Below are 21,202 nucleotides of genomic sequence, written 5' to 3'. Positions count from 1 at the left end.
GAGCCGACGTGTCGGCGTCAGCCCGCGAGCCGGCGGCCGGCCTCGTCGAGGCGGCTGGAGACGGTGCCGTCGATGACCTCGTCGCCGACGGAGACGTGGACGCCGCCGAGGACCGAGGGGTCCACCACGGTGTTCAGGTGCACGGTGCGGTCGTACTGGGCGGACAGGGCCGCGGCCAGCCGCTTCTCCTCGTCCGCGTCGAGCGGCTGCGCCACCCGGACCAGCGCGACCAGCCGGTTGCGCGCCTTCGCGGCCAGCGCGACGAACGTGTCGATCGCGCTGGTCACGGTCAGGTGGCCGCCCGTGGCGGCCTGCTCGACGAGCGCGACCGTGCTGGGGTGGGCCTTGCCCTCGAGCAGGCCCCGCACCAGCGCCTGCTTATCAGCGACCGAGCGGGCCGGGTCGGACATCGCGCTGCGCAGCTCGTGGTTCTCGGTCACGGTGCGACCGAAGGCGAAGAGCTCCTCCTCGACCCGGTCACCCGCGCCCTCGCGGTCCGCGGCCCGCACGATCGCCAGCACGCCCAGCTGCTCGAGCGCGTCGGCCAGGTCGGCGCTCGCGACCCACCGCAGCCCCGCGGCCTCGGCGACCACGGTCACCGCGGCACCCGAGAGGTGCTTGCCGAAGACCGTCTCGGCCAGGCCCGTGCGCGCCGCGGCCTCGGTCGACGGGTCGGTGAGCGCCCGCCGCAGCCCGGGCTGCGTGGTGAGGACGGCCGAGGCGCCGAAGAGCCCGGTGCCGAGCTCGGCACCGTCGGCGCCGCCCTCGACCGCCGCGACCACCCGGTCGGTCAACCGGGCCAGCGACTCCGCGGAGGATCCGTGCATCACTGCCGTCACCCCTGGGCCGATCCGTTGGCGGACCCGGTGACGGGCTGCGCCTCGAGGTCGGCGAGGAAGCGGTCCACGACGCGGCTCTGCCGCGCCTGGTCCTCGAGGGCCTCGCCCACGATCCGCCCGGCCAGGTTGGTGGCGAGTGTGCCGACCTCTGCCCGGAGGGAGGTCACCGCCTGCTGGCGGTCGGCCTCGATCTGGGTGTGGGCGTGCTCGACGATCCGCGCCGCCTCGGCCTGGGCCTGCTCGCGCATCTCGGCGATGATCGCCGCACCCTGCTCGCGCGCCTCCTCGCGGATGCGCGCCGCCTCGTGACGAGCGTCCGCGATCTGCGCGCGGAACTCCTCCTCGGCAGCCTTCGCGTCAGCCCGTGCCTCGTCGAGGTCCGAGAACTCCTTGCGGATCGCGTCCTGACGTGCGGTCATGGCCCGGTTGATCGGCGGAACGATGTACCGGGCGATGATGAAGAACATGATCGCGAACGCGATCAACTCCACGAAGAAGGTGCCGTTCGGCACCAGGAAGTTGCTCTCCAGCGGTGTCATCTACTCACATCCTGTCGCTCTGTGCGGACGAACCTGAGGTCACTTGCCGCCGAGGACGAAGACGAACAGGGCCATGAACGCGAGGTTGATGAAGAACATCGCCTCCACCAGACCGACGGTCAGGAAGAAGATCGTCTGCAGGCGACCCTGGGCCTCCGGCTGACGGGCCACGCCCTGGATGTACGACGAACCGGCAAGGCCGTCACCGATACCGGCGCCGATGGCACCGCCGGCGAGGGCGAGACCGCCGCCGACGAAGGCGCCGGCAAGCGTGATGGCCTGCTCAGTGTTCTTGACTGCCATGACTCTCCTTGATATTCACGCCGATTCCTCGACGCCCTGGTTTCCAGCTTGGGTGGTGCTGCGCTCGAGCGGGTGCTCAGGCGGCGGGTTGCGGTTCTGCGGGAGCGGCCTCGCGGGCCTCGCGCTCCTGGTCGGTCGGGTCGTTGAGCACCCGCTCCTCGTGGTCCTCGTGCTCGTCGTGCCCGGCACTGGCCATCGCGAAGTAGAGGACCGTCAGCAGCGCGAAGATGAACGCCTGCAGGCCGCCGATGACCATGTCGAACATCTTCCAGAGCACGTTCGCGATCGGCATGCCGGCCCACCACGGGATCGCGGCGATCAGCGCGAGCATGATGCCGCCGGCGAAGATGTTGCCGAAGAGTCGCAGTGCCAGCGTGATCGGCTTGACCAGCTCCTCGAGGATGTTCAGCGGCAGCAGGACCGGGTAGGGCTGCACGAAGTGCTTGAAGTAGCCCACGCCGTTCTTGCGGATGCCGTAGATCCACACGCTCACCACGGCGAAGATCGCCATCGCGTAGGTCAGGTTGGTGTCCGCGGTGGGCGCGGGCAGCAGGTGCGCGTGCTGGTTGAGCTCGGTCGGCACCAGCTCGAGCCAGTTGGCGATCAGGATGAAGAAGAACAGCGAGATCGCCAGCGGCGCGACGTACGGGTGCACCTTGCCGAGGTTGTCCTCGACCTGGGTGTTGACCTCCTTGACGACGCCCTCCCAGATCATCTGCATCTTGGTGGGGACGTGGTCCTCCGTGCTGCGGGTCAGCGCCCGGCGGACGAGCAGGCCGAGCAGGATCACGATCGCACCCGCGACCACGGTGCTGATGACCGTGTCGATGTTCACGGTCATGCCGAACCACTCACGCGTCGGGTGCTCACCCGGGGTGATGTGGATCTCGAGCGGGGCGAATCCGGTCACGTGTTCTTCAGCTCCTTCAGCAGCGGGAGGGCGGTCATCACCAGGGAGATCAGGCGGAAGATCGCCAGGCCGAGCAGCAACCCGATGCCGGCGGGCCAGAAGGCTACTGCGATGCCGATCGCGACCACCGACAGGACCGCCAGCCGGACGATCGTGGTCCGGGTCAGCTGGCCCCGGGTCGGCTGCGCGCCGCCGGTGATGATCCGCAGCAGCCAGTACTCCGTGACGAGGTGGTTGAGCAGTCCGAGCAGCACGCCGCCGGCGATGCAGAGGGCGAGCGTCCACTCGTCGTACTGACCGACGAACAGGCCGAGCACCATCATCACCGCGGCGACCCACACGGTCTTGCGCTGGTCACGCACGACCCGGCCGACGGTCGCCCTCTCGGGCAGCGACGGGCTGGTCACGGGCGCGGTCGTCTCGTCGGTCATCACGACGCACCTCCTCCGGCCGGGGCCATCGGAGCCTCAGCCCCGAAGAGCGCGTCGTACCCGAACCGCGAAGCCGACACACCCGACGACGACGCCGACGGCGACGCCGACGAGGACGCCGACCGGTGACGAGTCGAGTGCGGAGTCCGCGAGGAGGCCGAGGACCATGCCACCGACGACCGCGCCGACCAGGAGCCCGCCCAGGCCGATGAGGTCACGGCCACGCAGGCCGCTCTCGATCGGGTCATCGGCCATCCAGTCTGGTCCGTTCGTGCTGTGGGGGCGTGATCGTCCGGCCGCGAACCCTGCACCAGCGCGGAGGGCGGGTCCGAGAGGGCCTCAGCGGGCGACGACGCTCGGACGCTACCACAGGCATTCAGGAGGCTCTCAGGGTGCCTCCGGGCCCGCGTCGACCCCGTGACTCGACGCCCGGATCGGGCTGAGCTGGGTGCGGTCGTCATGGCGGCCTTCTCGGGTCGTCAACGGCGTTCGGGGGGTGCTTGTGAAAACTAGCACAAACTCTGGGAGCGCGAAAATCGGTGTCCGGGAGCGGGATCGACAGCGGTGGGGGGCCGCCCTCAGGAGACCGCCGCGGGCCGCCTGAGCCGCGGCAGCGCGAAGGTGACCACCAGGGTCAGCGCGGCCCACACCAGCGTGATCACCACGCTGAGCACGCTGGCGTAGAGAGTGACCAGCACTCCCCCGAACGCGACCAGCCCGGCCCAGAGCCACATGATCACGACCGCGACCCGCTGGCTGTGGCCGAACTCCAGCAGCCGGTGGTGCAGGTGCTCCTTGTCGGGGTGGTAGAACATCTGGCCCCGCCGGGTGCGGCGTACGACGGCCAGCACGAGGTCGAGGAACGGCACGACGAGGATCGAGACCGGCAGCAGGATCGGCAGCATGATCACCAGCCAGTTGCCGGCGTTGAAGTCGCCGGTCTGGTTCACCTGGACCGCCGCGAACTGCCCGGTCAGCGAGAGCGCGGAGCCCGAGAGCACCAGGCCGAGCAGCATCGACCCGGAGTCACCCATGAAGATGCGCGCCGGGAAGAAGTTGTGCGGCAGGAAGCCGACGCAGGCGCCGCCCAGGCACGCGCACAGCAGCGCGGCGGTGATCGCCAGGGCGTAGCCGTTGACGTCGGCGAGCCGGTAGGAGAAGGCGAAGAAGGCGACCGCGCCGATCGCGACCATCCCTCCGGCCAGGCCGTCGAGACCGTCGACGAAGTTGATCGCGTTGACGGTGCCGACGATCAGCACGATCGAGAACAGGATCGCCTGCCCGTAGTCGAGCGTGAACTGGCCGACCCCGACGCCGGGGATCCGCAGGGAGTACAGCTGCACCCCGTTGAGGACCAGGTAGCCGGCCGCGACGATCTGGCCGCCCAGCTTCGTCAGCGCGTCCAGCTCGATCAGGTCGTCGAGGACGCCGACCGCGCAGATGATCGCGCCCCCGATCAGCACCACGCCCGCATCGTGGAAGACCTGCGGGCCGGACCGGCTCAGGAACGGCAGGTGGTGGGCAACCAGGAACCCGGCGCCGAGGCCACCGAGCATCGCGACGCCCCCGAAGTACGGGATCGGCACGGCGTGCACGTCGCGGTCGCGCACCTCCGCCACCGCGCCGGTGCGCATCGCCAGCTCCCGCGCGACCACGCACAGCAGGTAGCTGACGACCGCGGCCGCCAGGAAGACCAGCAGGTACTCACGCACCCTGGTCGGCGCCTTCGCTCGGGTCCAGGTCGTCCAGGTCGGCCTTGCCGGCGAGCAGGGAGCGCAGCTCGTCGACCGGGACCGCCCCGACCCGCAGCACGCGCGGACGAGCGGACGTGCAGTCCACGATCGTCGACGGCCGGTCGTCGCTGGTGGGACCGCCGTCGAGGATCACCGCGACCTTCTCGGCGAGCATGTCCGCAGCCTGGTCGGCGTCCGTGGCGGCGGGCCGGCCGGTGAGGTTCGCCGAGCTCACCGCCAGCGGCCCGGTGCGGCCGAGCAGCTCGAGCGCGACCGGGTCGTGGGGCATCCGGACCGCGACGGTGCCGCGGGTCTCGCCGAGGTCCCACTGCAGCGAGGTCTGCTCGCGCACGACGATCGTCAGCGGGCCCGGCCAGTAGTGCTCGACCAGGTCGCGCGCCCACGAGGGCACGGTCGAGGCGAGGGCGTCCAGCGTCGCGACGGAGCCGACCAGCACCGGCGGCGGCATCTCCCGCCCGCGCCCCTTGGCGTCGAGCAACCTGCGCACGGCGGCCGGGTCGAAGGCATCGGCGCCCAGGCCGTAGACGGTGTCCGTGGGCAGCACGACCAGCTCACCCGCACGGATCGCGGTGGTCGCGGCGGTCACTCCCGCCTCGAGCTGGGCCGGGTCGGTGGCGTCGTAGCGAGTGGACACGGGACTCATCTTGGCAGCCGCGCCGTCAGGTAGCGCGGACGCCCGGCCAGGTCGCGGTGGTCGCGCACGTCGGTCCAGCGGCCACTGGCGACGAAGACCTGCGGAGCGGTCTCCCCCTGCAGATCCGCGTGCTCGCAACCGAGGTGCCCTCCGGACCGGAGCAGGCGCGCGCCGACCCGCTCGAGCACGCGGATCGCGTCGAGCCCGTCGTCGCCGGACCAGAGGGCGAGCTCGGGGTCGTGGTCGCGCGCCTCGGGCGCCACGCCGTCGTACGCGGTCAGGGGGATGTACGGCGGGTTGCAGACCACCACGTCCACCGCGCCGTCGAGGTCCGGGAACGCCTCGGCCATGTCACCCTCGCGCAGGTCGACACCGGAGCCGGCCAGATTGCGCACGGCCCACTGCACGGCCTGCGGGTCGAGCTCCACGGCGTGCACCTCGGCGCCGGGCAGCTCGGTCGCGACACTCAGCGCGATCGCACCGGACCCGGTGCACAGGTCGACCACGACCGGCGCCCGGCCGGCGACCCGGGCCACCTCGGCGGCCCGCTCGACCGCCCAGCCGGCGAGGAGCTCGGTCTCGGGACGCGGCACGAAGACGCCGGGACCCACCGCGAGCTCCGCGTGCCGGAACGCCGCGGCCCCGGTCAGGTGCTGGAGCGGCACCCGCGCGGCCCGTCGCTCCACCAGCTCCGCGAAGCGCGCCTCGTCCTCCGGGCCCACCTCCTCGACCAGGGCGAGCCGCGACCGGCTCGTGCCGAGCACGAAGGCGAGCAGCTCGGCCGCGTCGTGGTCCGGGCTGTCGATCGCCGCGTCGTCCAGGCGCACCGCGGCGGCGCGGACGAGTGCCCGGGGCGTCGGCACGCTCACCCGCCGACGGCCTCGAGGCGGGCGTTCATCTCGGCGGACACGCACGACTCGATCACCGGGTCGAGCGCACCGTCGAGCACCTGGTCGAGGTTGTAGGACTTGTAGCCGGTGCGGTGGTCGGAGATCCGGTTCTCCGGGTAGTTGTAGGTGCGGATCCGCTCCGAGCGGTCGACCGTGCGGACCTGGGAGCGGCGCGCGTCGCTGGCCTCGGCGGCGGCCTCCTCCTGTGCGGCGGCGAGCAGGCGCGCCCTCAGGATCCGCATCGCCTGCTCCTTGTTCTGCAGCTGGGACTTCTCGTTCTGGCAGCTCACCACGATCCCGGTCGGCACGTGGGTGATCCGCACGGCGGAGTCGGTGGTGTTCACGCTCTGGCCGCCGGGGCCGCTGGAGCGGAACACGTCGATGCGGAGATCCTTCTCGTCGACGCTGACGTCGACCTGCTCGGCCTCCGGCATGACCAGCACGCCCGCGGCCGAGGTGTGCACGCGGCCCTGGCTCTCGGTGACCGGCACCCGCTGGACCCGGTGCACGCCGCCCTCGAACTTCAGCAGCGCGTACGGCGCCTCGCCCGGCGCCGGCGTGCCCTTGGCCTTCACCGCGACCGTGACCGACTTGTAGCCCCCGAGGTCGGACTCCGTGGCGTCGAGGATCTCGGTGGACCACCCGCGCTGCTCGGCGTACCGGGTGTACATGCGGAGCAGGTCGCCGGCGAACAGGGCCGACTCCTCACCGCCCTCGCCCGACTTGACCTCGAGGATCGCGTCCTTGCTGTCCGCCGGGTCGCGCGGGATCAGCAGGCGACGCAGGTGCTCCTCGACCTCGGAGCGCCGCGTGGCGAGCTGGTCGGCCTCGGCGGCGAAGTCGGCGTCGTCCGCCGAGAGCTCGCGGGCGGCGTCGACGTCGTCACCGAGCCGCTGCCAGTCGCGGTAGGTGCGCACGATCGCGGACAGCTCGGCGTAGCGCTGGTTGACCCGGCGCGCACGAACCTGGTCGGAGTGCAGCGACGGGTCCGCGAGCTCGTCCTCGAGCGCGGCGTGCTCCGCGATCAGTGACTCGACTGCCTCGAACATCCGACTCCTCCGACGAGCTCAACCCGGGTCGATCCGTGCGCCGGCCCCTGGACATGCGGAACGCCGGTCACCGCAACGGGGTGACCGGCGTTCGGCGAAGCTACTTCTTGTCCTTGGCCTTGGCGTACCGGGCCTCGAAGCGGGCCACGCGGCCACCGGTGTCCAGGATCTTCTGCTTGCCCGTGTAGAACGGGTGGCAGTTCGAGCACACGTCGGCGTGCAGGTTGCCGCTCGCCGAGGTGCTGCGCGTCGTGAACGTGTTGCCACAGGTGCAGGTCACCTGCGTCACCACGTAGTCGGGGTGGATGTCGTTCTTCATGGTTTCCTCTCGGGTCCTCAGCCGCCGGGTCGCCCGCGGGTGCGGACGTGAACCGGAGCCAACCAACGATTCTGCCATCCGGGGCTCCGCCTGAGAAATCGGCGGGGGTCCGGGGCAGCACCTGCACAACAGCGACCAGTTGCCGCTTGTTCCCGCTCAGCCGACCTCGGCGGGGTCCGTCGAGTCGGCGGCGTCGGCACGGTGCGACTCGTCCGGCTGCAGCACCGGGAGCCGCACCCACACCGTCGTGCCCACCCCCTGCACGGAGCGCAGGTCGACGCTGCCGTGGTGGTTCTCCACGATCGCCTGCACGATGCGCAGGCCGAGCCCGGTGCCGGTGATGCCGAGGTGGACGGCGTTCGAGGCCCGGTAGAAGCGCGAGCCCAGCTGGTCGAGCTCCTCGGACGGGATGCCGATGCCGTGGTCCTCCACGGTCAGCACCGCGTCGTCGCCGTCGCGCACCACCGAGACGGCCACCTCCGACGCGCCCTGGCTGAACTTCACCGCGTTGCTGACCAGGTTGGTCACCACCCGGGCGATCTGGCCGGCGTCCGCCATCACCGGCACCGGCGCCGCGGGGACGCCGAGGCGGATCTCGACACCCTGCTGGCTCGAGGCCACGCGGAGATCGGTGACCAGGTCGCGCGTGAGCGAGGCCAGGTCGAGCTCCTTCAGCTCGGTGCCCTGGGACTCCGAGCGGGTGAGGGCGAGCAGGTCCTCGATCAGCTCACCGAGGCGCAGCACGTTGCGCTTGGCGGCCCGGAGCATGTCCTGCTCGGTGTCGGCCGTCCGTCCGACCAGCTCCTCCTCGAGCAGCTCCAGGTAGCCGAGGATGCTGGTCAGCGGCGTGCGGAGCTCGTGGGAGACGTTCGAGACGAAGTCGGACTTGACCGCGTCCAGCGCGCGCAGCTGGTCGACCACACGGGACTCGACGGCGCGGGCCCGGTCGTTCTCGTCCGCCATCCGGTTGATCGCGCTCGCGACCTGGACCACCTCCCGCGGCCCCGTGACCGGGGCCCGCGCGGCGTGGTCGCCGCGAGCGAGGCGCTGCGCCGTCTCCTCGAGCGCGCCGAGCGGCTCGGTGACCTGCTGGCCGGAGCGGCGGGCCACGAACAGGCTTCCCGCGGCGCCGGCGACGAGCACGCCGACCAGCATGATCACCAGCGACCGCTCGAGGTCGTTCGAGGACCGCTCGGCAGCCGTCGACAGCTCCCGGACCCGCTCGGAGACGGCGGCGTTGGTGGTCCTGACGTCGGCGAACAGGACCTGCGCCCGGTCGAACCGCAGGGCGTCGAAGGTGCCGAGCCCGACCGGTCCGGCCGTGCGCGGGTCGGCGTACGCCGCGAACCAGTTCTGGGCGGAGAGCAGGAAGTCGTCGACGAGCAGCCCGAGCTGCGGGTCGAGCGACCGGAGCCGCTCCAGCCGGGCGCGGTTCTCCCGGAACCGGGTGCGAGCCGCGACGTACTTGTCGAGCAGCGACTGCTCGCCGGAGATCCCGTAGCCCCAGACGTAGGTCTCCGCGTCGGTCAGCTCCTGGAGCGCGTCGGCGTTCACGGTCGCGGCGGGCTCGACCTGCTTGGCCAGGTAGTCGACCGAGTCGTGCGCCCGCGTCGTGCCGATGATGCCGGCCACGCCGACCACGACCAGCACGAAGAAGTTCACCGCAACCGACGCGCCGAGCCGGCGTCCCACCGAGCCGCGTCCGCCGCCCCCAGCTGCGGACGCCATCGACCTACGTGCTCCGCGCGAGCACCGCCGCCACCCGTGAGGCGAGTTCGCGTGGGCTGAACGGCTTGACCACGTAGTCGTCGGCGCCGGCGTCGAAGCCCTGCTCGATGTCGGGCTCCTGGGCCCGGGCGGTCAGCATGATGATCGGTACGCCGGCCATGGTGTCGTCCGCGCGCAGGGCACGGGCCGCGTCGAGCCCGCTCATGCCGGGCATCATCACGTCGAGGATCACCAGGTCGGGCTTGTTCGAGAGGCAGGCCTCGACCGCCGCGGCACCGTCGGCCACCGGGAGCACCTCGTGCCCGGCATGCCGCAGCTTGAAGACGACCAGCTCACGAATGTCAGCGTCGTCGTCCGCGATCACAATCCGTGCCATCCGGCCCCCCTCGTAGAACAACCCCTAGATCGGCGATCAGCATATCGACTACGTCGACCCCGCTCGGGCATAATGCGTCGATTGCCCCGATGACCTCTCTCGACGGTCGTCGGTTCAACCCTCCTGGCCGCCCGCCGTCGGGGTCGTCTTCTGCACCTGCATGAGGAACTCCAGGTTCGTCTGCGACTTCTTGAGCCGCTCGAGGAGCAGCTCGAGAGCCTGCTGACCGTCGAGCCCGGAGAGCACGCGCCGCAGCTTCCAGACGATCGCAAGCTCCTCCTTGCTCATCAGGAGCTCCTCACGCCGCGTGCCCGACTGGACGGCGTCGATCGCCGGGAAGATCCGCTTGTCGGCGAAGTCCCGGCGCAGCCGGATCTCCATGTTGCCGGTGCCCTTGAACTCCTCGAAGATCACCTCGTCCATCTTCGAGCCGCTCTCGATGAGCGCGGTCGCGAGGATGGTCAGCGAGCCGCCGTCCTCGATGTTGCGGGCGGCGCCGAAGAACTTCTTCGGCGGGTACAGCGCGGCCGAGTCCACGCCGCCGGAGAGGATCCGGCCGCTCGGCGGCGCCGCCAGGTTGTAGGCGCGCCCGAGGCGGGTGATGCCGTCGAGCAGCACCACGACGTCGTGCCCGAGCTCGACGAGGCGCTTGGCCCGCTCGATCGCGAGCTCGGCGACCATCGTGTGGTCGGAGGCCGGGCGGTCGAAGGTCGAGCTGATCACCTCGCCCTTGACGGAGCGCTCGAAGTCGGTGACCTCCTCGGGACGCTCGTCGACGAGCACGACCATGAGGTGGCACTCGGGGTTGTTCGTGGTGATGGAGTTCGCGATCGACTGCATGATCATGGTCTTGCCGGCCTTGGCCGGGGAGACGATCAGTCCGCGCTGGCCCTTGCCGATCGGCGCGGCGATGTCGATGACCCGGCCGATGAAGTTCGTCGGCGTGGTCTCCAGGCGCAGGCGCTCCGAGGGGTAGAGCGGCGTGAGCTTGCTGAACTCCACCCGGGTGCGCGCGGCGTCGGGGTCGGCACCGTTGACGGTGTCGATGACGACGAGCGGGTTGAACTTCTCCTTGCGCTCGCCCTCGCGAGGCTGGCGCACCTGGCCGGTGATCGCGTCGCCGCGGCGGAGCCCGTACTTGCGGACCATCGAGAGCGAGACGTAGACGTCCTCGGTGCCGGGGAGGTAGCCGCTGGTGCGCACGAAGGCGTAGTTGTCCAGGACGTCGAGGATGCCCGCGCACGGGGTGAGCACGTCGTCCTCGAGGATCTGCAGGTCAGGCTCGGCGCGGCCGCCACGACCGCCCTGGCTCGGGACGGCCCCGGGCTGCGCCGGCCCGCGGTCGCGCCCGCGACGCCGGCGGTTGCGACGGCTGCCGCTCTCGTCGTCGCGGTTGGCGCCCTGGTTCTGCTGACCCTGCTGGTTCTGCCGGTCCTGGTTCTGCTGGTTCTGCCGGTCCTGGTTCTGCCGGTCCTGGTTCTGGCGATCCTGGGCCTGGCGGTCCTGGTTCTGGCGATCCTGGTTCTGGCCCTGCCGGTCCTGGCTCTGGCGATCCTGGGCCTGCCGGCCCTGGTTCTCAGCCTGGCCCTGCCTGCCCTGGCCGCGCTCCTGGCCACGACCTCCGCCGCGCTGCTGCCCGGTGCCCTCGGCCCCGGCCCGGCCCTCGCGGTCATGACTCTCGCGGTCCTGACTCTCGCGGTCCTGACTCTCCCGCTCCTGGTCGGGCCGCGCCTGCTCCTCGCGCTCGCGTCGCTCCGGCTGCTCGGGACGCTCCTCGCGGGCCCGGTCGGCGACGGCGGGCTCGCGCCCACCCTCCGAGCGGCGCGCGCCGCCGCCCTGAGCGGCCCGGATCGCCGCGACCAGCTCGGCCTTCTTCATACCGGTGGCCTTGATGCCGAGGCCGCCGGCCACCTTCTTCAGCTCGGGCAGCAGCATGCTGCTGAGCCCGCCGGCCTTGCGTGCCGGAGCGGCGGACCCGTTGTCCTCGGGCGCTGCGTTCGCGGCCGAGGCGGCGGTGTCGGTGGTTTCCGTCATGTGGGGTCCTTCCCCAGTGCTGGGCCGGACGGCTGAGCGTCGGGCGGGGTGCGGATGTCCCGATGCGGCTTCGGTCACCGGCACGCGCGGACGGGTCGCCGGAGCGGGAAATCCGATCAGGAGGAGTGCGTCAGGGTGTGTCGCCGTGATCGTGGACCATGGGTGCGATCTCACCGGACGCTGCGCTCACAGTAGCACCCGGGCGCGGTCAGGAGACGACGGTCCGGACACCGGCGTGGTCGACCGCCAGGCGGTGCGCCACCCACCCGTCCGGGCACCGTCCGAGGAGCGCCTCGGGGTCGCCGTCGGTGAGCACGAGCACGGTCGGACCCGCCCCCGACACCAGGGCGGCGAGGCCGTCGGACCGCAGGGAGTGCACCAGGGCGAGCGACTCCGGCATCGCCGGGGCGCGGAACTCCTGGTGGAGGAAGTCCTCGGTGGCGCGGAAGAGCTGGTCGGTCGCCCCGCCGAGGGCCGCGACGAGGAGGGCGGCCCGGCCGGTGTTGGCGGCGGCGACCGCGTGCGGAACCTCGGCGGGCAGCAGTCCCCGAGCCATCTCGGTGCTGACGCCGTCGGGCGGCACGAAGGCGACGGCGGACACGTCGGGCGCCACGGGCGCGTTGACCGCCCAGGTGTCCGCCCCGTCGTGGCCGCAGACCACGAAGCCGCCGTGCAGCGCGGGCGCGACGTTGTCGGGGTGGCCCTCGAGGGCCGTGGCCAGGCGCAGCACGGCAGCGTCGTCGAGTGCCTCGGCTCCGTCGACGACGAGCGCCCGGGCCAGCGCGAGACCCCCGACGATCGCTGCCGAGGACGACCCGAGCCCGCGGCTCTGCGGGATCCGGTTGACGGCGCGGAGCACCAACCCTGGGGGCTCGACGGACAGCGCCTCGAACGCCCGGCGCATCGCCCGAACGACGAGGTGGCGCTCGTCGCGGGGCAGCCGGTCGGCGCCCTCACCCTCGAGTTCGACGACCAGCCCGGAGTCGACCACCTCGCCGACGAGGGTGTCGTGGAGGTCCAGGGCGAGCCCGAGGCAGTCGAAGCCGGGCCCGAGGTTCGCGCTGGTGGCGGGCACCTCGACGGTGACCGGCCCCGGGGCGAACGGGCTCATGCCAGCCCGGCGGCCCGGGCAGCCGACTCGACGTCGGGGTCGACCACGACGTCGACCAGCTCGGTGAAGGTGGAGAGGGCGGTGTCGATGTCCTTCAGGCCGTGGCCGGTGACCGTCACCACCACGGTCTGGCCGCGCAGGTCCGCGCCCTCGGCGTGCTCGATGAGGAGCCCTGCCACGCCGGCCGCGGACGCCGGCTCGACGAAGACGCCGTCCCGGGAGGCCAGGTCGCGCTGGGCCGCGAGGATCTGGTCGTCGCTGGCCTTGCGGAACCGGCCGCCTGACTCCTGGGCCGCCGCGACGGCGAGGTCCCAGGAGGCGGGGTTGCCGATCCGGATCGCCGACGCGACCGTCTCCGGGTCGGACACCGGGTGGCCGAGCACGAGGGGCGCGGCGCCCTCGGCCTGCCAGCCGCGCATCACGGGGGTGTGGGAGGCGTCGCCGGACTCGACGTACTCCTTGTAGCCCTTCCAGTACGCCGAGATGTTGCCGGCGTTGCCCGTGGGGAGCACGTGGACGTCGGGAGCGCGACCGAGGAAGTCGACGATCTCGAACGACGCGGTCTTCTGCCCCTCGAGCCGCATCGGGTTCACCGAGTTGACCAGGGCGACCGGGTAGTCCTCGGCGAGAGCGCGCGAGATGCGCAGGCAGTCGTCGAAGTTCCCGCGCACCATGATCACCTGCGCGCCGTGCACGATCGCCTGGGCGAGCTTGCCGGCGGCGATCTTGCCCTGCGGCACGAGCACCAGCGGCTTGATCCCGGCGCGCGCGGCGTACGCGGCCATCGACGCCGACGTGTTGCCGGTCGAGGCGCACACGACCGCCTTGGCGCCCTCGCCGACCGCGACCGAGAGCGCGACCGTCATGCCGCGGTCCTTGAACGAGCCGGTGGGGTTGTTGCCCTCCACCTTGAGCCAGACCTCGGCACCGAGCAGCCCGGAGAGCCAGCCCGAGCGCACCATCGGCGTGCCGCCCTCGCGCAGGGTGATGGTCGGGGTGCCGTCGGGCAGGTCGAGGCGGTCGCGGTACTCCTCGATCACGCCGAGCCACTGGTGGGGGTGTCGGTGTTCCGTCATCAGTCGTGCGCCCCCTCGACGCGCATCACCGAGGACACCTCGCGGACGAACGCCATCCGCCGGACTGCCTCGACCGTCGCGGCCAGGTCGGCGTCGCTCGCGCTGTGCGAGACCACGACGAGCTGGGCGTCGTCGCCGCGGCCCTCCTGGCGCACGGTCTGGATCGAGACGTCGTGCTCGGCGAACGCCTGCGCGACCGCCGCCAGCACACCGGCCTTGTCGTCGACGTCGATCTGCACGTGGTAGCGCGTCTCGGTGCTGCCCATCGGGAGCACGGGCAGGTCGGCGTACGCCGACTCGCGCGGCCCGCGCACCCCGGCGATGCGGTGCCGGGCGACCGTGACCAGGTCGCCGAGGACCGCGCTCGCGGTCGGCGCGCCGCCGGCACCGGGGCCGTAGAACATCAGCTGACCGGCGGCCTCGCTCTCGACGAACACCGCGTTGTAGGCCTCGCGGACGCTCGCCAGCGGGTGGCTCCGGGGGATCATCGCCGGGTGCACCCGCGCGGAGACCGCGGGACCGTCGGGCCCGTCCTCGAGCGCGCAGATGGCGAGGAGCTTGACCACGCAGCCCATCTCGCGGGCGGACGCGACGTCGCTCGCGGTCACCTCCGCGATGCCCTCGCGGTGCACGTCGCCGGCCGTCACACGGGTGTGGAAGGCCAGGCTGGCCAGGATCGCTGCCTTGGCGGCGGCGTCGAAGCCCTCGACGTCGGCGGTGGGGTCGGCCTCGGCGTAGCCCAGGGCCTGGGCCTCCTCGAGGGCCTCGGTGAAGCCGGTGCCGGCCGAGTCCATCCGGTCGAGGATGAAGTTCGTGGTGCCGTTGACGATGCCGATGACCCGGGTGACCCGGTCACCCGCGAGCGACTCGCGCAGCGGCCGCACGATCGGGATCGCGCCGGCGACGGCCGCCTCGTAGTAGAGGTCACGGCCTGCCTCGTCGGCTGCGGCGAAGAGGCTGGCGCCGTGCTCGGCGAGCAGCGCCTTGTTCGCCGTGACCACCGACGCCCCGTGGGCGAGGGCGGAGAGGATCAGCGTGCGCGCCGGCTCGATGCCGCCGATCACCTCGACGACCACGTCGACGTCGTCGCGACCCACGAGGGCCTCCGCGTCGGTCGTGAAGAGGTCGGCGGGCAGGTCGACGTCACGCGCCAGCCCGAGCCGGCGTACGGCGATGCCGACCAGCTCCACGGGCGCGCCGACGCGGGCGGCGAGGTCGTCGGCCTGCTCCTGGATCAGGCGCGCGACCTGGCTGCCGACGACGCCGCAGCCGAGCATGGCCACGCGGACGGGACGTTTCTCGCTGCTCATCGCTGCTCAGTCTTCCATCCGGGCGCCGGCGCCGGTGTCGAGTCTCAGGAGGTCGTCCTCGGTCTCGCGCCGCACGAGCACGGTGCTCACGCCGTCACGGACGGCCACGACCGGCGGACGCAGGGCGTGGTTGTAGTTGCTCGACATCGAGCGGCAGTAGGCACCGGTGCCGGGCACCGCGAGCAGATCGCCGGGGACGAGGTCACCAGGCAGGAACTCGTCCTTGACCACGATGTCGCCGGCCTCGCAGTGCTTGCCGACGACCCGGGACAGGAGCATCGGAGCGTCGGAGGACCGGCTGGCCAGCGTGCAGGAGTAGTCCGCGTCGTACAGCGCGGTGCGGATGTTGTCGCTCATCCCGCCGTCGACGCTCACGTAGGTGCGCACCGCTCCCCCGTCGAGCTCGACGGCCTTCACCGTGCCGACCTCGTAGACCGTGCAGACCGCGGGGCCCACGATCGCGCGGCCCGGCTCGATCGAGAGGCGCGGCACGTCCAGGTCGCGGGCCTTGCACTCCTCGGTGACGATCTTGGTCAGCTCGATCGCGAGCTGGGCGGGGTCGGACGGGTCGTCCTGCGTGGTGTAGGCGATGCCGAAGCCGCCGCCCAGGTCCAGCTCGGGCAGCACCACGCCGACCTCCTCCGAGATCTGCGCGTGCAGCGCGAGCACCCGCCGGGCGGCCACCTCGAAGCCGGAGGAGTCGAAGATCTGCGAGCCGATGTGGGAGTGCAGGCCGAGCAGCTCCAGCCCGGGCGTGTCCCGGATCTGCTGCGCGGCCGCCAGCGCGTCGCCGCTGCTGATCGAGAAGCCGAACTTCTGGTCCTCGTGGGCGGTCGCGATGTACTCGTGGGTGTGCGCCTCGACGCCCGCGGTCACGCGGATCAGGACGCGCGCGGTGCGACCGAGCTCGCGCGTGAGGTCCGCGAGCCGGTGGATCTCGTGGAAGGAGTCCACGATGATCCGGCCCACCCCCAGCTCCACCGCCCGCGCCAGCTCGGCGACCGACTTGTTGTTGCCGTGGAACCCGAGGCGCTCGGCCGGGAAGCCCGCGCGCTCCGCGACCGCGAGCTCGCCACCCGAGCAGACGTCGAGGCACAGGCCTTCCTCGGCGACCCAGCGGGCGACCGTCGTGCACAGGAACGCCTTGCCGGCGTAGAACACGTCGTACTCGCGGAACGCGTCGCGGAAGGCGCGCGCCCGGGAGCGGAAGTCCGCCTCGTCCAGCACGTACGCCGGCGAGCCGTGCTCGGCGACCAGGTCGGTGACGCGGATGCCCCCCACCTCGAGGACGCCGTCGACCTTGCGTGCGGTCGACGACCACAGCTGTGGCGTCAGCGCGTTGACGTCGGCGGGCTCGCGCAGCCAGGCCGGCGCGTTGACCGACACGGCGGCGTGGGCCCAGCCCGCCTCATGAGCTCGCACGGCGTGTCCTCACATCCGCTCGGGGGCGCTGACACCGAGCAGGTCGAGCCCGTTGGCCAGCACCGTGCGAGCCGCGACGACGAGCACCAGCCGGGCCTCGTTGACCGGCGCGACCGGGTCGTCGCCGGACGGCAGCATGCGGCACTCCTTGGTGTCGTACCACTTGTTGAAGACCGACGTGGTGTCCTCCAGGTAGCGCGCGACGCGATGCGGCTCGCGCAGCTCCGCCGCGCCGGCCACGACCCTCGGGAACTCCGCCAGCGCCCGCAGCAGCTCGCGGTCGCGCTCGTGCGTCAGCAGCGTCGGGTCGTAGCGCTGTCCTGAGCCTGCCGAAGGGTCGGTGCGCACCTGCATGCCGAGGTCGGCGGCGTTCTCCATCATCCGGCAGGTGCGGGCGTGGCCGTACTGCACGTAGTAGACGGGGTTGTCCGCCGACGCCTTCGTGATCTCGGCGACGTCGAGGACCAGCGGCGAGTCGGCCGGGTAGCGGGCCAGGGAGTAGCGCAGCGCGTCGACGCCGATCTCCTCCGCGAGCTCGTCGAGCGTGACGATCGTGCCGGCCCGCTTCGACAGCTTGAGCTCCTCCCCGCCGCTGAGGATCTTGACGAGCTGCCCGATCATCACGTCGAGCGTCTGGTCGGGGTCGTCGCCGACGCAAGCGGCCATGGCCCGCAGCCGGTTGACGTAGCCGTGGTGGTCGGCACCGAGCAGGTAGATGCAGTGGTCGAAGCCGCGCGCCCGCTTGTTCAGGTAGTAGGCCGTGTCCGAGGCGAAGTAGGTCAGCTCCCCGTCGGACTTGATCAGCACGCGGTCCTTGTCGTCGCCGAAATCGGTGGTGCGCATCCACAGCGCTCCGTCGCTCTCGTAGACGTGCCCGAGGTCCTTGAGGTGCTGGAGCGTGTCCGGCACCGAGCCCGAGGCGTGCAGCGACTGCTCGGAGAACCACACGTCGAAGTGCGTGTTGAAGGTCTCCAGCTGCTTCTGCTGCTCGCGCAGCTGGATGTCGTAGCCCACGGCCCGCACGGCCGCGCGCCGCTCGTCCGGGGGGAGCTCGAAGATGCCCGGCTGGGCGGCCTCGACCTGCTTCGCCAGGTCGTCGATGTAGGCGCCGGCGTACCCGTCGGGCGGCGTCGGCTCGCCGAGCGCGGCGGCGATGATCGAGTTCGCGAAGTGGTCCATCTGCACGCCGCGGTCGTTGATGTAGAACTCGCGGGTGACCTCGGCGCCGGCCGCGCTCAGCACCCGCCCGATGGCGTCACCGAGGACCGCCCACCGGGTGTGGCCGAGGTGCAGCGGCCCGGTCGGGTTGGCCGAGATGAACTCGACGTTGATCTTCTGACCGGCCAGCACCTCGGAGTGCCCGTACGCCGCCCCGGCCGCGACGATCTCCGCGGCCACCCGGCCCTGTGCACCCGCCTCGACGGTGATGTTGAGGAACCCCGGGCCGGCGACCTCGACGTCGGCCACACCCTCGGTCTGGCGGAGCCGGGACGCCAGCAGCTCCCCGAGCGCCCGAGGGTTGGTGGGCGCGCCGTCGACCGAGGCGCCCTTGGCCAGCTTCATCGCGACGTTGGTGGCGTAGTCGCCGTGTCCCTTCTGGCGCGGGCGCTCGACGGTCACCTCGGCGGGGACACCGTCGGGAAGGTCGAGCGCACCCTCGCCCACGAGGGCGGAAAGGGCGTCGACGACGGCCGCGGAGAGCTGCTCGGGATTCACCGGGCAAGCCTATCGGCGGGCACCGGTTTCCAACGCGGCAGTATCGACCGGTAGTGTTCACCATCGCGCCTCAGGGTCCGCCTCACGGCGGTCGTCCGGGCGCATTGCCTCCGTAGCTCAGGGGATAGAGCACTGGTTTCCGGTACCAGGTGTCGCAGGTTCGAATCCTGCCGGAGGCGCCCCTCTCCTCACCCACCGGCCGCACGGATCAGCAGATCGAGCGGACCGCCTGCTGCTGGACCACGTGCTCGGTCGCGGGCGCCACGCGCACGATCCGGCTGGACTCGGGCAGCCTGATCCGCCGCACGGCGGCAGGCAGCTCGGCGACCCGGGGCCCGACCGCGCGCAGCCGGTGGCGGGCCGGCTCCTCCACGTGGCGGAACAGTGCCCAGGCGATCAGCAGGCTCAGCGCCGCGATCGCCAGCTCGCCGTACAGCTGGTTGCGCGGGCTGATCGGGAGCGCGTCGTGGTCGAGCGCGTCGCGGAAGAGCTTGAGCAGCGGGACGTGGACCAGGTACAGCGCGAAGGAGACGCCGCCGCCCAGCACCATCGGACGGCTGCCGAGCCAGCGGTGCACCGGGCTGTCGCCGTGGGCGAGCCCGAGCAAGAGGATCGGGAAGACCGCGAGCACCAGCGGGCCGAGCCACGAGCGGCCGGTGAGCCCGGCCACGTAGAGCCACGCCGCGCCGAGCGCGATCGCGGCCGGGGCCAGCCAGCCCGATGCCCGGGTGAGGCGCGGCAGCTCGTGCCGCGTCGCCGCGGAGAGCAGCGCACCGCAGGTGAACTCGCTGGCGAGGCGTACGAGCCACATGTACGGCGCGGCCTGGGTCTGGGCCACGGCGGTCCACACCAGCGTCGGGAGGAGCACCATCCCCCCGAGCGCGACGAGCGTCCTCGGGCCGGCGTACCGGCGCAGACGCCAGACCGCGATCGCGAGCACCGGGAAGCAGAGGTAGGCGAGCCACTCGGCGGAGATCGACCACGCCGGGCCCGTCCAGCTCGTGTTCGGCACGTTCGCGGCGCCCCACTGCTGGACCATGAACACCTGGGCCACGAAGTGCGGCACCGTGAGCGGGACGTTCGGCTGGCTGCCCCACAGCCAGAAGCGCAGGGAGAGCAGCAGCCCGCCGCCGACGATCGCGACCATGTAGAGCGGCCACACACGCGCGACGCGCAGCCAGAGGAAGCTGACCGCGCCGGAGAGGGACGGGCCTTCCCCGAGCCGCTCGAGGTAGTTGTGCGCCAGCACGAACCCCGAGAGCAGGAAGAAGAGGTCGACGCCGAGGTCGCCCTGGCTCACGATCGGGCCCACCACGGCGTCCACGGCCGGGTGCCTGGCCGAGAGGTCGTCGCCGTTGTAGAGGTAGATGTGGAACAGCACCACCCACACCGCAGCCACGAGACGGACCCCGGTCAGTGGTGCGATGACGGCGGACTTCGCCACGAACCCTCCTGTTCCTCGGCGCCCGCTCCGCGGGCCCGCGGAGCTCCCCTCGAACCCTTGGGGTTCCCCGTCTGGCGGGAGGTATGCCGAAACGTGGGACATGCCACACCCGCCCACGCTCACGGAGGCAGCCGAACGGCACACTCCTGCCATGAGTACGACCGTCGTCGCGAGCGCGAACATCCTCTACAAGCTGCCCGCGCGAGAGGCTCGGACGGCGCTCACGCAGGTGCTCGCGCACGATCCCGATCTGGTCGGGGTGCAGGAGTGGTACGTCTCCCGGCTGCGGCTGCTGCGCGAGTTCGGCGACGTCAAGGTCGTGCCCTCGCTCGGAACCGGGCTGCTGCCGCGACCGGCCGCCCCGGCGTACCACTGGGTGTCGGCGGTGGCCGGCGGCAACGTCGTCGGCGCGCGGGCGGATCGCTTCGACCCGGTCTCGGCCCGCGTGGTGTTCCTGAGCCGGATCGGTCGCTCCGACCGGCCCGACCGGTTCCTGCGCACCGAGCCGCCCCGCGTGGTGACGATCGGGGTCTACCGCGACCGACACGCCGACCGGACCGTGGCGATGATGAGCTACCACCTCGCTCCGGGCGTCGAGCACGGCGCTCGCTACATCCCGGAGCGGCCCCTGCTTCGCGCACGCCACGAGGCCGAGATCGCCCGCCTCGAGCGCCTGGTCGCCGAGCACCAGCAGGCCGGGCACGTCGTGTACGCCGTCGGCGACTCGAACTTCGACAGCCTCCGCCTCGCCGGCCTCACCTCCGCCTGGGAGGGCCGCGAGCACCGGCCCGGCACGATCGGCGCCGGCACCCGCAAGCTCGACGACGTCCACGGCCCGGGCCCTGCCTCCCGCGTCACGCTGCTCACCACTCCCTCGGACCACAAGGCCGTCGTCGCCACCCGCACCGACTGATGTCGAGAACGGCCGCCGCCGTTCGTCGTAGGGGTGAAGGTCCCCGACGAGAGGCAGCGCCATGGCAACGATCACCCCGACCCGAACCACGACTCACCCGCGCATCTCCGGCCCGGCGTCGTACTTCCCCTCGATCGAGCGCACCTACGGCGAGTCGATCGAGCACTGGATCGAGCTGATCCACGCCCACGCCCCGGCGGCGCACATGGAGCTCGTGGCCTGGCTCAAGGTCGACTACGGGATCGGCCACGGCCACGCGAACGCCCTCGTCGCGCACGCGCTCGGCGCTCGCGCGCGGTAGCGGCCGGCGCGACATACGACCCGGCGACCCACGACCGGGCATGCCGCTGGCCCCGGCGCGTGCGCCGGGTGCGGGGCGGGGTCGCTACTGGTCGGGTGGATCG

22 protein-coding genes and 1 tRNA gene are annotated in these 21,202 nt (G+C 71.9%); 3 read left to right on the top strand and 20 right to left on the bottom strand.

The features are described 5' to 3' along the window. Positions 1 to 17: 17 nt before the first annotated feature. From EFL26_RS08850 to argS, 19 genes are all read right to left on the bottom strand, one after another. Positions 18 to 827, bottom strand: coding sequence for a F0F1 ATP synthase subunit delta (locus tag EFL26_RS08850; RefSeq protein ID WP_123222561.1), 810 nt, complete (start codon positions 825 to 827; stop codon positions 18 to 20). A gap of 8 nt (positions 828 to 835) precedes the next feature. Continuing rightward, on the bottom strand, positions 836 to 1,378 hold the full coding sequence (locus EFL26_RS08845) for a F0F1 ATP synthase subunit B (RefSeq protein ID WP_123222535.1): 543 nt from the start codon (positions 1,376 to 1,378) through the stop codon (positions 836 to 838). A 39-nt stretch (positions 1,379 to 1,417) separates the two neighbouring features. Beyond that, positions 1,418 to 1,681, bottom strand: a complete 264-nt coding sequence (locus tag EFL26_RS08840) for a F0F1 ATP synthase subunit C (protein ID WP_123222534.1) — start codon at positions 1,679 to 1,681, stop codon at positions 1,418 to 1,420. Between the two features lie 76 nt (positions 1,682 to 1,757). Further along, entirely contained in the window at positions 1,758 to 2,591 is an 834-nt protein-coding gene (atpB, locus tag EFL26_RS08835; protein WP_123222533.1) for a F0F1 ATP synthase subunit A, read from the bottom strand. Further along, on the bottom strand, positions 2,588 to 3,022 hold the full coding sequence (locus EFL26_RS08830; RefSeq protein WP_123222532.1) for a hypothetical protein: 435 nt from the start codon (positions 3,020 to 3,022) through the stop codon (positions 2,588 to 2,590). The genes atpB and EFL26_RS08830 overlap by 4 nt, the downstream gene beginning before the upstream one ends. A gap of 36 nt (positions 3,023 to 3,058) precedes the next feature. Then, a complete protein-coding gene (locus tag EFL26_RS08825) occupies positions 3,059 to 3,277 on the bottom strand; it encodes a hypothetical protein (RefSeq protein ID WP_123222531.1) in 219 nt (72 codons plus the stop codon). Between the two features lie 323 nt (positions 3,278 to 3,600). Next, on the bottom strand, positions 3,601 to 4,734 hold the full coding sequence (locus tag EFL26_RS08820) for a glycosyltransferase family 4 protein (protein WP_123222530.1): 1,134 nt from the start codon (positions 4,732 to 4,734) through the stop codon (positions 3,601 to 3,603). Further along, positions 4,727 to 5,410 (bottom strand): L-threonylcarbamoyladenylate synthase, encoded by a 684-nt coding sequence (locus EFL26_RS08815; protein ID WP_246000098.1) that lies wholly within the window; start codon positions 5,408 to 5,410, stop codon positions 4,727 to 4,729. The genes EFL26_RS08820 and EFL26_RS08815 overlap by 8 nt, the downstream gene beginning before the upstream one ends. A 5-nt stretch (positions 5,411 to 5,415) precedes the next feature. Next, positions 5,416 to 6,273: a peptide chain release factor N(5)-glutamine methyltransferase gene (gene prmC / locus EFL26_RS08810; protein WP_123222528.1), complete on the bottom strand. Its 858-nt coding sequence runs from the start codon at positions 6,271 to 6,273 to the stop codon at positions 5,416 to 5,418. A gap of 2 nt (positions 6,274 to 6,275) precedes the next feature. Next, positions 6,276 to 7,349, bottom strand: coding sequence for a peptide chain release factor 1 (gene prfA, locus EFL26_RS08805; protein ID WP_123222527.1), 1,074 nt, complete (start codon positions 7,347 to 7,349; stop codon positions 6,276 to 6,278). 100 nt (positions 7,350 to 7,449) lie between these two features. Beyond that, positions 7,450 to 7,668: a 50S ribosomal protein L31 gene (rpmE, locus tag EFL26_RS08800; protein ID WP_123222526.1), complete on the bottom strand. Its 219-nt coding sequence runs from the start codon at positions 7,666 to 7,668 to the stop codon at positions 7,450 to 7,452. A gap of 156 nt (positions 7,669 to 7,824) precedes the next feature. After that, complete coding sequence (locus EFL26_RS08795) at positions 7,825 to 9,396, bottom strand: ATP-binding protein (protein WP_123222525.1); 1,572 nt, start codon at positions 9,394 to 9,396, stop codon at positions 7,825 to 7,827. A 4-nt stretch (positions 9,397 to 9,400) separates the two neighbouring features. Further along, positions 9,401 to 9,772, bottom strand: a complete 372-nt coding sequence (locus EFL26_RS08790) for a response regulator transcription factor (protein WP_123222524.1) — start codon at positions 9,770 to 9,772, stop codon at positions 9,401 to 9,403. Between the two features lie 114 nt (positions 9,773 to 9,886). After that, on the bottom strand, positions 9,887 to 11,806 hold the full coding sequence (rho, locus tag EFL26_RS08785) for a transcription termination factor Rho (protein WP_123222523.1): 1,920 nt from the start codon (positions 11,804 to 11,806) through the stop codon (positions 9,887 to 9,889). 208 nt (positions 11,807 to 12,014) lie between these two features. Continuing rightward, positions 12,015 to 12,917, bottom strand: a complete 903-nt coding sequence (gene thrB, locus EFL26_RS08780; protein ID WP_123222522.1) for a homoserine kinase — start codon at positions 12,915 to 12,917, stop codon at positions 12,015 to 12,017. Next, the gene (gene thrC / locus EFL26_RS08775; RefSeq protein WP_123222521.1) at positions 12,914 to 13,993 is read right to left on the bottom strand and encodes a threonine synthase; all 1,080 of its coding nucleotides are present in this window, start codon (positions 13,991 to 13,993) and stop codon (positions 12,914 to 12,916) included. The genes thrB and thrC overlap by 4 nt, the downstream gene beginning before the upstream one ends. Beyond that, a complete protein-coding gene (locus tag EFL26_RS08770) occupies positions 13,993 to 15,303 on the bottom strand; it encodes a homoserine dehydrogenase (protein WP_123222520.1) in 1,311 nt (436 codons plus the stop codon). The genes thrC and EFL26_RS08770 overlap by 1 nt, the downstream gene beginning before the upstream one ends. A 6-nt stretch (positions 15,304 to 15,309) precedes the next feature. Further along, entirely contained in the window at positions 15,310 to 16,725 is a 1,416-nt protein-coding gene (gene lysA / locus EFL26_RS08765) for a diaminopimelate decarboxylase (RefSeq protein ID WP_123222519.1), read from the bottom strand. A 9-nt stretch (positions 16,726 to 16,734) separates the two neighbouring features. Beyond that, on the bottom strand, positions 16,735 to 18,441 hold the full coding sequence (gene argS, locus EFL26_RS08760; RefSeq protein WP_123222518.1) for an arginine--tRNA ligase: 1,707 nt from the start codon (positions 18,439 to 18,441) through the stop codon (positions 16,735 to 16,737). A gap of 106 nt (positions 18,442 to 18,547) precedes the next feature. Here argS and EFL26_RS08755 point away from each other — a divergent pair. Beyond that, positions 18,548 to 18,620, top strand: a tRNA-Arg gene (locus EFL26_RS08755). Between the two features lie 29 nt (positions 18,621 to 18,649). Here the strand turns inward: EFL26_RS08755 and EFL26_RS08750 are convergent. Further along, the gene (locus EFL26_RS08750; protein WP_183408100.1) at positions 18,650 to 19,885 is read right to left on the bottom strand and encodes an acyltransferase family protein; all 1,236 of its coding nucleotides are present in this window, start codon (positions 19,883 to 19,885) and stop codon (positions 18,650 to 18,652) included. A 151-nt stretch (positions 19,886 to 20,036) separates the two neighbouring features. On the opposite strand from EFL26_RS08750, the gene EFL26_RS08745 reads away from it, so the two are divergent. Then, positions 20,037 to 20,798, top strand: coding sequence for a hypothetical protein (locus EFL26_RS08745; protein ID WP_123222516.1), 762 nt, complete (start codon positions 20,037 to 20,039; stop codon positions 20,796 to 20,798). 61 nt (positions 20,799 to 20,859) lie between these two features. Then, positions 20,860 to 21,099 carry a DUF4287 domain-containing protein gene (locus EFL26_RS08740; protein WP_123222515.1) on the top strand — a complete coding sequence of 80 codons (240 nt, stop codon included), beginning with the start codon at positions 20,860 to 20,862 and terminating at the stop codon, positions 21,097 to 21,099. The last annotated feature ends 103 nt before the right edge of the window (positions 21,100 to 21,202 follow it).

The sequence above is a fragment of the Nocardioides pocheonensis genome (assembly GCF_003725535.1).
GTDB classification, from domain to species: domain Bacteria; phylum Actinomycetota; class Actinomycetes; order Propionibacteriales; family Nocardioidaceae; genus Marmoricola; species Marmoricola pocheonensis.
Note: the sequence above shows the minus strand (reverse complement) of the source record. Positions and strands in the feature narration are given on the sequence as shown.

Coding starts and splice junctions, on each gene's coding strand:
- EFL26_RS08850 (WP_123222561.1), bottom strand. CDS start 827: ATGCACGGATCCTCCGCGGAGTCGCTGGCCCGGTTGACCGACCGGGTG.
- EFL26_RS08845 (WP_123222535.1), bottom strand. CDS start 1,378: ATGACACCGCTGGAGAGCAACTTCCTGGTGCCGAACGGCACCTTCTTC.
- EFL26_RS08840 (WP_123222534.1), bottom strand. CDS start 1,681: ATGGCAGTCAAGAACACTGAGCAGGCCATCACGCTTGCCGGCGCCTTC.
- EFL26_RS08830 (WP_123222532.1), bottom strand. CDS start 3,022: ATGACCGACGAGACGACCGCGCCCGTGACCAGCCCGTCGCTGCCCGAG.
- EFL26_RS08825 (WP_123222531.1), bottom strand. CDS start 3,277: ATGGCCGATGACCCGATCGAGAGCGGCCTGCGTGGCCGTGACCTCATC.
- prfA (WP_123222527.1), bottom strand. CDS start 7,349: ATGTTCGAGGCAGTCGAGTCACTGATCGCGGAGCACGCCGCGCTCGAG.
- rpmE (WP_123222526.1), bottom strand. CDS start 7,668: ATGAAGAACGACATCCACCCCGACTACGTGGTGACGCAGGTGACCTGC.
- EFL26_RS08795 (WP_123222525.1), bottom strand. CDS start 9,396: ATGGCGTCCGCAGCTGGGGGCGGCGGACGCGGCTCGGTGGGACGCCGG.
- EFL26_RS08790 (WP_123222524.1), bottom strand. CDS start 9,772: ATGGCACGGATTGTGATCGCGGACGACGACGCTGACATTCGTGAGCTG.
- rho (WP_123222523.1), bottom strand. CDS start 11,806: ATGACGGAAACCACCGACACCGCCGCCTCGGCCGCGAACGCAGCGCCC.
- thrB (WP_123222522.1), bottom strand. CDS start 12,917: ATGAGCCCGTTCGCCCCGGGGCCGGTCACCGTCGAGGTGCCCGCCACC.
- thrC (WP_123222521.1), bottom strand. CDS start 13,993: ATGACGGAACACCGACACCCCCACCAGTGGCTCGGCGTGATCGAGGAG.
- EFL26_RS08770 (WP_123222520.1), bottom strand. CDS start 15,303: ATGAGCAGCGAGAAACGTCCCGTCCGCGTGGCCATGCTCGGCTGCGGC.
- EFL26_RS08745 (WP_123222516.1), top strand. CDS start 20,037: ATGAGTACGACCGTCGTCGCGAGCGCGAACATCCTCTACAAGCTGCCC.
- EFL26_RS08740 (WP_123222515.1), top strand. CDS start 20,860: ATGGCAACGATCACCCCGACCCGAACCACGACTCACCCGCGCATCTCC.